This is a genomic window from Muribaculum sp. (genome assembly GCF_029051885.1).
GTDB lineage: Bacteria > Bacteroidota > Bacteroidia > Bacteroidales > Muribaculaceae > Muribaculum.
Genome location: NZ_JAIDKI010000078.1, coordinates 2,975 through 14,125 on the forward strand (window position 1 = coordinate 2,975; position 11,151 = coordinate 14,125).

8 protein-coding genes are annotated in these 11,151 nt (G+C 54.8%); 1 reads left to right on the top strand and 7 read right to left on the bottom strand.

From position 1 onward, the window contains the following. Positions 1–502 precede the first annotated feature (502 nt). From xylE to K2I50_RS03465, 7 genes are all read right to left on the bottom strand, one after another. Entirely contained in the window at positions 503–2,023 is a 1,521-nt protein-coding gene (gene xylE, locus K2I50_RS03435) for a D-xylose transporter XylE (protein WP_301024845.1), read from the bottom strand. 185 nt (positions 2,024–2,208) lie between these two features. Then, positions 2,209–3,525 (bottom strand): xylose isomerase, encoded by a 1,317-nt coding sequence (xylA, locus tag K2I50_RS03440; protein ID WP_301024846.1) that lies wholly within the window; start codon positions 3,523–3,525, stop codon positions 2,209–2,211. Positions 3,526–3,571: 46 nt separating this feature from the next. Beyond that, entirely contained in the window at positions 3,572–5,077 is a 1,506-nt protein-coding gene (locus K2I50_RS03445; RefSeq protein WP_301024847.1) for a xylulokinase, read from the bottom strand. Between the two features lie 105 nt (positions 5,078–5,182). After that, complete coding sequence (locus tag K2I50_RS03450) at positions 5,183–5,911, bottom strand: NUDIX hydrolase (RefSeq protein ID WP_301024848.1); 729 nt, start codon at positions 5,909–5,911, stop codon at positions 5,183–5,185. A 290-nt stretch (positions 5,912–6,201) separates the two neighbouring features. Further along, positions 6,202–7,449 carry a glutamate-5-semialdehyde dehydrogenase gene (locus tag K2I50_RS03455; RefSeq protein WP_301024849.1) on the bottom strand — a complete coding sequence of 416 codons (1,248 nt, stop codon included), beginning with the start codon at positions 7,447–7,449 and terminating at the stop codon, positions 6,202–6,204. A gap of 173 nt (positions 7,450–7,622) precedes the next feature. After that, positions 7,623–8,387 (bottom strand): RNA methyltransferase, encoded by a 765-nt coding sequence (locus tag K2I50_RS03460; RefSeq protein ID WP_301024850.1) that lies wholly within the window; start codon positions 8,385–8,387, stop codon positions 7,623–7,625. Between the two features lie 86 nt (positions 8,388–8,473). Next, a complete protein-coding gene (locus K2I50_RS03465) occupies positions 8,474–9,754 on the bottom strand; it encodes a tetratricopeptide repeat protein (RefSeq protein WP_301024851.1) in 1,281 nt (426 codons plus the stop codon). A gap of 326 nt (positions 9,755–10,080) precedes the next feature. Between K2I50_RS03465 and gluQRS the strand changes: the two genes are divergently transcribed. Continuing rightward, positions 10,081–10,995: a tRNA glutamyl-Q(34) synthetase GluQRS gene (gene gluQRS, locus K2I50_RS03470; protein WP_301024852.1), complete on the top strand. Its 915-nt coding sequence runs from the start codon at positions 10,081–10,083 to the stop codon at positions 10,993–10,995. The last annotated feature ends 156 nt before the right edge of the window (positions 10,996–11,151 follow it).

An 11,151-nucleotide genomic window follows, 5' to 3' on the forward strand; every position in this document is an offset into this window, starting at 1 on the left:
AAAACGTAGGGATACGTCTGACCGACTGACTGCATGGCAATGCGGGGATACCCCCACTCTATCGCTGATTCTGCAAAACGTAGGGATACGTCTGACCGACTGACTGCATGGCAATGCGGGGATACCCCCACTCTATCGCTGATTCTGCAAACCGTGGGATACGTCGCCTGACAGATGGCTGCATTGGCAACTCCACGCGTTAGCGCATAGCCCCTTTGGGGGCGTCTACAACGTTAGCCTATGGTAAGCTCCGCGTTAGCGGTGCGCAACCATAGGTCATAGCGCCCATCACGCTTATGCCCGGCGTAGCCCGGCGACAAAACAAGATAAAAAAGCGGGGACAGCCACACTGTAGACGGCTGTCCCCGCGGGGGTATTCTGAACTTAAATTTCAATGGATGGCACGGCCATGGCGGCGCATAGAGAGGGATTGCTCAATGCAATACAACAATATGGCGCATACGAAGATGAACTGCGGCCATGGCGGCACGTAGGGAGAGGGTTACTCGGCGGCTACCGCGCGGTTGGCCGGAGCGGGACCTTTGCCATCGCGCTTGCGCCAGAGGGCCGACATCTCTTCGAGGGTCTTGCCCTTGGTCTCAGGCACGAGCTTGTAGACAAACCATGCTGCTATCACGCATATCACACCGTAAAGGGCATAGGCAAACATGTGGCCGAAGCGGTCGCCCATGCCGAATGCCTCCATGTTGTACATGGGCACGAAGGTCGACGACACGATAAAGTTGAATATCCACTGGAATGCCACCGCGATAGCCATGGCGGCGCCACGGATGGTGTTGGGGAAAATCTCGGCGATAAGCACCCAGCAGATGGGGCCCCAGGAGAACATGAACGAGGCGGAGTAGATCATGATGCACACTACCGACACAATGGGATGGAGTTCGAAGAGGTTGACGGCGGCTACGCCAAGAGCGCCAATGGCCATTCCTATAGAGCCGGTGATGAGCAGAGGCTTGCGTCCCCACTTCTCGACGGTGAATACAGCCACGAGAGTGAAGGCGATGTTGATGATACCCATAATCACGGTCTGCACCATGGGGTTGCCCATGTGCATCGAGTCGAAGATGCGCGGAGCGAAGTAGAGCACGGCGTTGATGCCCACTGCCTGCTGGAACACCGAGAGCATGATGCCCACGAAGATTACCATCACGCCGAACGAGAAGAGTTTCTCGCTCTTCACCTCGACTGTGGCCTTGATTTCGGCAAGTGTCTCGCGTGCCTTGGCGAGGCCGTTAATACGCGAGAGCACCATGAGGGCGCGCTCGTCGCGGCCTACAAGCGAGAGGTAGCGCGGCGACTCGGGCACGAAGCATACCAGCACTGTGAACAGGCCGGCCACAATAGCCTCGGAGCCGAACATATAGCGCCAGCCGCGTTCGATGGTCCATGCGGCGTCGGAGAGGTTGACGATGTTGTAGATGTTCTCAGCGGTCTTCTCGATGATGGGATTGGCATGGTCGCCGAGAATCATGAAGTTGACGAAGTAGACCACGAGCTGGCCGAAGATGATGGCAAACTGGTTCCACGACACAAGGGTACCGCGGATATTGGAGGGCGCCACCTCGGCTATGTACATGGGGCATACGGCTGAGGCGAGGCCTACGCCTATGCCTCCGATGATGCGGTAGGCATTGAACATCCACAGCAGGCTGTAGCTGGCCTGGCCGTGCTGAAACAGTATGAACTCGGGCTCGTAGCTGCCGAGGGCCGACACGAAGAACAGGATGCCGGCGAGGATGAGCGAGCGCTTACGTCCGAGATACTGGGCGCAGAAGCCCGATACGGCGGCGCCGATGATACATCCCAGCAGTGCGCTCGACGAGGTGATGCCATGGATTACGTCGGTATATACGAAGTCGGCGGCACCCACGAAGAATGCCTGCAGACCCTTCTCGGCTCCCGATATCACGGCGGTATCGTAACCGAAGAGCAGGCCTCCCATTACGGCGACCAGCACTATGGAAAACAGGTAGGCTTTACTGCCTTTTTCTGGATAATTCATTGATGTTGGATATTAAGAGGCGGTTTATACAAAACTGCCTTTAAGGTTAAGAATGATGTAGCGCGTACGCATGACAAGAGGAGCATACGCCGCAAAATTATCGTTTCGATAAAAACGACCTACTCCGGCCTGCCGAAGCGGACCGGAGCGGTCATGTAGGGGTTGCTATATCAGGCAGCAGGGCATTAAGCGTACATGTTGACGATTGCCTCGTAGAGTTCCTGCTTGCCCGATGTGGTGGCGGGCTCGCCCTGTGTGCGGGCATAGTCTACTACCTGCTCGAGAGTGAGCTTGCCTTCCTCGAATTCCTTGCCCTTGCCGGCGTCGAAGCTGGCGTAGCGGTCGGCGAGCATCTTCTTGTAGGGTGATTTCTCAAGCACGTCGGCAGCGCTGAGGAGTGCACGTGCCATGGCGTCCATACCTGCGATGTGGGCGATGAAGATATCCTCGAGGTCGGTAGAGTTGCGGCGTGTCTTGGCGTCGAAGTTGGTACCGCCGTTGCCGAGACCTCCGTTGCGGATAATCTGCATCATGGCCTGAGTGAGCTCGTAGTTGTCGATGGGGAACTGGTCGGTATCCCAGCCGTTCTGGTAGTCGCCGCGGTTGGCGTCGATAGAGCCGAGCATGCCGTTGTCGACAGCTACAGCGAGCTCATGCTCGAATGTGTGGCCTGCGAGAGTGGCGTGGTTTACCTCGATGTTGACCTTGAAGTCCTTGTCGAGACCATGGGCCTTGAGGAAGCCGATTACAGTCTCGGTGTCGACGTCGTACTGGTGCTTTGAGGGTTCCATGGGCTTGGGCTCGATGAGGAATGTGCCGGTGAAGCCTTTTGAGCGGGCATAGTCGCGGGCGATGGTGAGCATCATGGCCAGGTGTTCCTTCTCACGCTTCTGGTCGGTGTTGAGGAGGCTCATGTAGCCTTCGCGTCCACCCCAGAATACATAGTTCTGACCGCCGAGGGCGATTGTGGCGTCGATAGCGTTTTTGATCTGCACGGCAGCGCGGGCCACTACGTCGAAGTCGGGGTTGGTGGCAGCACCGTTCATATAGCGGCCGTTGCCGAATACGTTGGCTGTGCCCCAGAGGTTCTTGATGCCTGTCTGAGCCATCTTCTCCTTGAGGTAGGCTACGATTTCGTTCATGCGGCCTTCGTAGTCGTCGATATCGGTGAGGTCGCCGATGAGGTCGGTATCATGGAAGCAGAAGTATTCAACGCCGAGTTTCTGCATGATTTCGAATCCTGCATCGGCACGCTGCTTGGCTGCTGTCATTGCGTCGGGAGCATCGTTCCAGGGGAACTTCTTGGTGCCTGTGCCAAACTGGTCGCCACCTTCTGCACAGAGTGTGTGCCACCATGCCATTGCAAACTTAAGCCATTCTTTCATGGGCTTGCCGAGCACTACGCGTTCGGCGTCGTAGTAGCGGAATGCCATGGGGTTGTAGCTCTGGGGACCTTCATAGGCGATTTTGCCTACTGAGGGAAAATACTCTTTTGTTGCCATAATGTTTAATGGATTTTGGGATTATATGTATGTTGTATGTTGTATGTTATTTGTTTTCCGAGTCTTGTGCCATCACTGCGGCGAGGCGCTCCTTCCACAGGGCGTAGGCTTCGGCATAGGCCTGAGCGTCGGCGGCCACCGGCTCGATTACCTCGATGCGGTCGAGAGTGGCGAATGCCTCGTTGTTGTCGCGATATATGCCGGCACCGATTCCGGCCCCCTTGGCCGCTCCTACCGAGCCGTCGGTGTTGAACAGCTCGATTGTTGCGCCGCTGACTCCGGCGAGAGTCTCGCGGAAGAGGGGCGATAGGAACATGTTGGCATGGCCTGCGTGTATCTTGTTGAGCTTCATGCCCATCTGCTGCATTACCTCCATGCCGTACATAAAGGAGAATACGATACCCTCCTGGGCTGCGCGCAGAAGATGGCTCTTGTTGTGGCGCAGGAAGTTGACACCATGTATCGACGAGCCTATCTCACGGTTGCGGAGCACACGCTCGGCACCGTTGCCGAAGGGGAGGATGCTCACGCCCTCTGCGCCGATGGGGGCCTGCGCGGCCACGTCGTTCATCTCGGCATAGCCTATCCCCTCGGGAGCCACGTTGCGCTTCATCCATGAGTTGAGGATGCCGGTGCCGCTGATGCAGGTCATTACGCCCAGTCGGGGGGCGGCTGTGGTGTGGTTGACGTGGGCGAAGTTGTTGACGCGCGACTGGGGGTCGTAGCTTACATCGCCGATTATGCCGTAGACTACCCCCGAAGTGCCGGCGGTAGATGCCACTTCACCGGGATTGAATACATTGAGCGACAGAGCGTTGTTGGGCTGGTCGCCGGCACGGTATGTGACGGGGATACCCTCGGCGAGGCCAAGCTCGGCGGCAGCCTCGGCGGTGACGGTGCCCTGTACGGAGAATGTAGGCACGATTTCCGGAAGTATATCGGCGGGAAATCCGAGATAGTCCATAAGGAAAGAGGCGGGAGCTCCCTCTTTGAAGTCCCAGAGCATCATCTCAGAGAGTCCGCTCACGGTAGTGGCCACGCGGCCTGTGAGACGCATGGCGATGTAGTCGCCCGGGAGGAGGATTTTCCAGATGCGGTCGAACTGCTCGGGCTCGTTCTCCTTGACCCAAGCGAGCTTGGTGGCGGTGAAGTTGCCGGGCGAGTTGAGCAGGTGGCTCAGACATTGGTCGGCACCAAGCTCGCCGAAGGCCTTCTCGCCATAGGGCACTCCGCGGGAGTCACACCATATGATGGCGGGACGTATGACATTGCATGCGCTGTCGATACATACCAGCCCGTGCATCTGATAGGAAATACCGATGGCGGATATGTCACGCGGGTCGACCTTCGACTCGGCCATGATGGCCTCTGTGGCCTCGCGCAGGTGTTTCCACCATTCCGAGGGGTGCTGTTCGGCCCAGCCTGTGCGTACCGATATAATCTCGGCCTCGGTCTTGGGGAAGAACGCGGTGCTTACGCATTTGCCTGTTTCGGCGCTTACGAGGGAAGCCTTCACTGAAGAGCTGCCTATGTCATATCCTAAAAGATACATGTGGGTAATGTGATTTTATGGTTTAAAGTGCTTATGGATATATGAATTGCCGGTGTCCGGGGCTGTCGTGCCCTATGTCGCGGCTCTGTCTTATCGGCTGTGGGGTCAGCGGCGCTGGCGGTTGTAGGCCTTGCGGTCGAACCGGTAGAATCGAGCCGCACGGTGAGCCACTCCCTGCTGGTATTCGTCGAGGGGCACCACATAAGCCATCGAGGCCACTTTCTTGTGAAAGTTGCGCACATCCACCTTCTGTCCGAATACAATCTCGAAAAGAGTGCGCATCTGAGCCAGGGTAAACTTACGCGGCAACAGCTCGAAGAGCAGCGCCGGGTCGGCTACGGCCATCGAGCGCATCTGGAGGATTGCCTCGCTGAGTATGAGGTTGTGGTCAAAGGCCAGGGTGCCGACTCCGTCGAGAGGCATCCAAAGGGCATTGTGCCCTTCGAGGCATCCGGTGGTGGAACGGTCGATCTTAACAAGCGCTATGTAGGCAATGGTGACTATGCGCTCGACATGTGCCTGCTGGGCTCGCTCGAGCCACTTTACATCGCGCGGGTCGCGTGTGCGGTCCTTCGACCCGTAGGCCTTGTACTGCATCAGACCGGCGTTTTCCACTCCTGTAAGCTCACGCAGCACTCTGGCAGCGGCCTGGTCGAGATCCTCGTCCTGGTATATCAGACTGCCGGGGAGCTTCATATCGCGATACTCCTCGCCCTCGCTGTGACGGCTTACAAGGAGCACGTTGAGTCGCTCTCCATCCCACCCCATCACCACACAGTCCACTGATATGTGGTTGTTGGCGAGAGGCGCTGTGATTGATGGTTGTGTCGGCATTGCTGTCATGTGATTTATTACAGCGCAAAATTAGCATTAGCCGCAAGTATCCCCAAACTATTTTTATATGTTATAAAACATTATTTTTCCGATATTTAGTTTTCATACTATCTACAATAACATCCCCATAGATATTGTACATAACACATTAAGCTGATAATCAGTTATTGTAGCTACGACAATAAGAAGAATCCATACAAAAATGAGCGATGGTTAAATATTGTTAACCATCGCTCAGATATATCATCAGTCATCCTCCGGGCGGAGATGACAGCACACCACAGTCCGGGCTACCAGCGGGTCTGTCCGTCGCCGGTCACGAGATACTTGTAGGTGGTGATTTCTGGGAGCCCCATCGGGCCGCGTGCGTGTAGCTTCTGGGTAGATATGCCGATTTCGGCTCCGAAGCCAAACTGACCGCCGTCGGTAAAGGCTGTCGACACATTGGCATAGACACAGGCTGCGTCGACCTCACGCAGGAAGGCAGCAACAGCAGCCTCGTCCTCGGCCACAATACACTCGCTGTGGCGGCTTGTATGGGCGTCGATGAAGTCGATTGCGTCGCGCAGGCCGTCGGCAGTCACCACGGTCATCTTGTAGTCCATCCACTCGCATCCCATATCCTCCTGGGTTGCCTCGCGCAAAAGGTCTACCGGATATGCTCCGGCAAGCGCCTCGAGCGCACGGTGGTCGGCGTGTATCTCTACATTTTTATCTGCCAGCGGAGCGCATATGGCCTGGAGGTCGCCCAGGCGCGACGAGTCAATGACAAGTGTGTCGAGGGCATTGCATACGCTCACACGGCGTGTCTTGGCATTGAACACTATGTCGCGCGCCTTCTCAAGCATAGCCGACGAGTGCACATAGGTGTGGCATACACCGGCGCCGGTCTCTATGACAGGCACGGCGGCAGTGTCGCGCACAAAGTCGATAAGCCTGCGCGACCCACGGGGAATCACCACATCAATCAGCCCCACAGCTCCGAGCATCTCGGCTGTAGCCTGCCTGTCGTTGGGGAGCAGGGTCACGATATCGGGGTCCCACCCCATGGCTTCGAGCTCGCGGCGTATGATACCGACAGCCGCACTGTTGGTGTCGGCGGCCTCGTGGCCACCTTTGAGCACTGTGGCGCTACCGGCCTTAGCGCAGAGAGCAAACACGTCGAAGGTAACATTGGGCCTTGCCTCATATATGACGCCTATAACTCCGAACGGCACCGACACCTTGCGTATCACCATACCGTTGGGACGCGTCACTGACGACAGCTCGCGCCCAAGCGGAGACGGGAGCGCGGCCACGGCACGCATGTCGCGCACAATGTCGGATATGCGTTGCCCGGTAAGGAGCAGACGGTCGGCACGGGGGTCGGTAGACTCCATACGCGACATGTCGGACATATTGGCCTCAAGCAGAGCCGAGGCATTGCGTTCGATTGATGCGGCTACACGGAGCAGCATGTCATCGATTTCCCGGGGAGAGCGGAGGGCGAGTTGACGCGACGCCCGGCGCGAGTGCTGTAAAAGCGAAGTTATAGACATATTAAGAGCTTGTTTAATAATAAATGTTACCGTCAGGGCAGTCATTCGTCGAGCAGATTTTCGCTTGTGATGAGGGAGTTATGGGGTTCCATAACGACCGAGGCGCAAGCGGAAAGATGCCGGCGAATGACCGACGAAATGTAATATTTATTTCTTGATTGAAAAGGGATAGATTATCCCAATAGATTTCGGCGGAATTCGCTTAATGTTATCGCTGTCGCCATGCCGACATTCAGCGATTCGCTTGTCGGGGCTCCGGGAGGGTAGGAGGGTATCAGCAGGCGCCTGGTTACTGCTTTCTCGACTTCCGGTGATATCCCTTGCCCTTCATTGCCCATTACTATCATTGCTGTTTCGGGTAGGCGGCATGAGTATATGTTGTCTCCGTCGAGAAATGTTCCATACACCGGTATGTCGGGATTTTCGCGTATGAAATCCGGCAGCGGAGTGTAGTGGCATTTCACCCGTGATATGGCTCCCATTGTCGACTGCACGACTTTTGGGCCCCATACGTCGGTTGTATCAGGCGAGCAGACAATCTGGCGGACGCCATACCAGTCGGCAATTCGTATGATTGTGCCGAGATTGCCGGGGTCCTGTACTCGGTCGAGTAGCAGCGTAATGCCTGTTGACAGCATCTCTGTATCGATGGAATAATCGGGGATACGGTATATGGCTATTACTTCCGGTGGGGTCGACAGGTGGCTCATGCGTTCGAGTTCGTTGCGTTTCACAGGTATGGTCTCTATGTTTTGCGGGAGTTCATGTCCGTGAAGAGTGAGCCATTTATCGGTGGCGCACAGCGACCGTACCTCGAAATGATTGATGGTGTCGAGTACACACTTCGTGCCTTCGGCCATGAAAAGTCCATGTTCGCGGCGTGTTCGGGCTCTGTCGAGGTCGGCATACAGCTTGCGGTCGTTGTTGGTAAGCGGCATAATATATTTTAGGAAAAAACAAAGGAGGCGGTTATCGGCCACCTCCTTTGTCGTATTATCGTATATAAACGGTTTTAGGAAATTGATTACATCGACTCGATACGCTTGAGGTTTTCTTCGTCCTCAAGGCTGTAGTAGATGCTGCGGAGCAGGCGGCGTGCCTCCTGTTCTGTCGATTCGTTCTTGAGAGCGTTCTCCAGATAGGGGATTGACTCACGAAGCAGGGGATCGACTTTTTCTTTGCGGATTTTGGCGTATTCCGTATTGGGAAGGGTTGAGGAAGCCTCGTCGATTTTGGCGCCCTGTGCGTATATCACACGGCCCATGTCAAGCTGGCCTTTGGGGAATGTCGGGTCGATGGTTACGGCCTTGGTCAGATACTCCTGAGCCTTGTCAAGATCGTTTTGGCTCTGATAGAGGATACCGAGCACATCGTAAAGTTCGGCATTGTTGGGCGATACGGAGATTGCTTTTTCGAGAAGATCCTTAGCCTCGTCGTATTTACGGTTGTTGATTTTGTCGTTGATGATGATGTTGAGGTACTTCACGGTAGTGTCGCCGCAAGCCTTGTTGCCGAGGTCGGCATAGTATACGACCTTACGGTTGGCTTTTTCCTGGGCAATGCTGTCGCTCTCGGTAGATGCTTTCTGGGCAGCTACAGATACGGCATAGTCATACAGGTCGCTCTTGTTGTATCCTTTGCTTAAAGCATAGTCAAAAGCGTTGAGGGCATCGTCAAGTTTCTCGGCCTGCCATGCTGCGAGAGCCTGGAAATATGAAATTTCGGCAGATACGCTGTCGGGAAGTGCTGCGGGAGCATCATTTCCGAGCATCTTGTTGGAGGGCATGTTCAGGTAGATATCCCAAGCGCGGTATGCTCCGTCGAAATCCTTGGCATCCCAAAGGTATTGTCCGCCGGATACATAGTCCTGGTGGTGTGCGGCCATTTTCTTGACCATATCTTTGGAGTATTTGGTCTTAATCTTCTTGCTGCCGTCCTTGTTGAGCTTGGGAGCACCGGTCTTGTCGGTCTCTACGATTGAGTCGAGAGGGAGGGCCTTTATGAAGTAGTCATAGCCGAGCAATAGGCTGTTGCCCATTTTCTGGCCGTCTGCGTCCTGACCTACGGCTTTCTTGCCGAGCAGATTGTCATAGTCGCCGTATTCGATAGTGCCGGCTACATACCATGTCTGTGCGTCGTTGGCGGTTTCGGGATTGGTCATGGCGGGCTTCAGCATATCGCGTGCTGCCGCAAAGTCGGCGTTAAAGCCTTTGGCCTTTCCTTCTACCTCTTTTACAAGGCTTTTCTGGGCCGATGCGGAAAGCGCGGCCACAAGGCACAGACCTAAGATACTTAATTTTTTCATATTTAATGACGTATGGTTATTGGTTGATTTTGATTTTCATTCGGTAGATGACGCGTTCCATATGCCTGATTATGGCAACTCGTCGTAATTCAACGTGCAAATATAGCTGTTAAATGTGGAAGCACAAAATTAATGATAGTTAATTTGATGTCTAATTTTTATGTCTGTTACGGCTGTCCGGCCGATATATCGGGCGAATTGTCCAGGTCTGAAGGCATGTCGGTTAAAATGATTATCTTTGCTATTCCGTTTATGATGTTTAGCTCGACGATTGACCGCCCTGACGGTAACATTTATTATTAACAAGCTCTAATAAATCGACTGAAATGCTTGAAATACTCTGCAATACTGCTGTTTCTGCCGGGTGCGGGAGGTGGAAAGGCCGCTTCGCGCCTTCTCCATCCGGGCGCATGCATCTCGGCAATATTTATGCCGCTCTTATGTCATATGTATCGGCTAAGGCGAAGGGCGGAAGCTGGCTTTTACGCATAGAGGATATCGACAGACAGCGCTCACGGCAGATGTGGGCCGATATGATAATGTCCGATCTCGACTGGCTGGGGTTGGGATGGGACGAGGGTCCGGTGTATCAGAGTTCGCGCGATGACGTGTATATGTCATATCTGGAGCGGCTCGCAGGTATGGGGCTGGTGTATCCGTGTGTCTGCACGCGTGCCGACCTTATGGCATCAAGAGCTCCACATGCTTCCGATGGACATGTGGCCTATCCGGGGCGTTGCAGGCCGTCGGTTCCTTGTTATGATGCTGTCAACACAGAGGCTAATCTCCGTCTGATGGTTCCGCCATGTCCGGGTGGCCCGGCTTGTGATGTTGTCTCTTTTGACGATTTGATTTGTGGACCTCAAAATGTGGCTTTGAGCGGCTATTTCGGCGATTTTGTGCTGCGGCGTAAGGGTGGCGACTGGGCGTATCAGTTTGCTGTGGCTGTCGATGATGCCGATATGGGCGTCACAGAGGTGGTGCGTGGTGACGATTTGTTGATGTCTACAGCTCCGCAGATTTATGTGATGTCGCTGCTTGGGCTGTCAAGGCCTGCTATGTATGCCCATCTCCCGCTTCTCAAGAACTCCGACGGGGTGAGGTTGTCAAAGCGCGACGGGGCAATGTCGATGGAGTGGCTTCGTGCCAATTGTTCTCCACGTGATGTGATTGCGGCTGTATGCAACGCTGCCGGGTTAAATCCTGATGAGATGCTGTCGATGCTTGAACGTCTGAGGTAAACGATGTTAAGGAATAGAGTCGTTTGAAATGGCGCAATAGAATTCTTTAAAATTTGCACAAATGCGGCATAATTAGTAAATTTGCCCTCGTGACCTCTCTGGCATGGGGAGTGATGCCGTTTTTCGTGCATTTCCGGGGGGGTTTTTGGTGAGGGT

What these genes read in the sequence shown, in the direction of transcription:
- xylE (WP_301024845.1), bottom strand. Translation starts at nt 2,023, where the DNA reads ATGAATTATCCAGAAAAAGGCAGTAAAGCCTACCTGTTTTCCATAGTG.
- xylA (WP_301024846.1), bottom strand. Translation starts at nt 3,525, where the DNA reads ATGGCAACAAAAGAGTATTTTCCCTCAGTAGGCAAAATCGCCTATGAA.
- K2I50_RS03445 (WP_301024847.1), bottom strand. Translation starts at nt 5,077, where the DNA reads ATGTATCTTTTAGGATATGACATAGGCAGCTCTTCAGTGAAGGCTTCC.
- K2I50_RS03450 (WP_301024848.1), bottom strand. Translation starts at nt 5,911, where the DNA reads ATGCCGACACAACCATCAATCACAGCGCCTCTCGCCAACAACCACATA.
- K2I50_RS03455 (WP_301024849.1), bottom strand. Translation starts at nt 7,449, where the DNA reads ATGTCTATAACTTCGCTTTTACAGCACTCGCGCCGGGCGTCGCGTCAA.
- K2I50_RS03460 (WP_301024850.1), bottom strand. Translation starts at nt 8,387, where the DNA reads ATGCCGCTTACCAACAACGACCGCAAGCTGTATGCCGACCTCGACAGA.
- K2I50_RS03465 (WP_301024851.1), bottom strand. Translation starts at nt 9,754, where the DNA reads ATGAAAAAATTAAGTATCTTAGGTCTGTGCCTTGTGGCCGCGCTTTCC.
- gluQRS (WP_301024852.1), top strand. Translation starts at nt 10,081, where the DNA reads ATGCTTGAAATACTCTGCAATACTGCTGTTTCTGCCGGGTGCGGGAGG.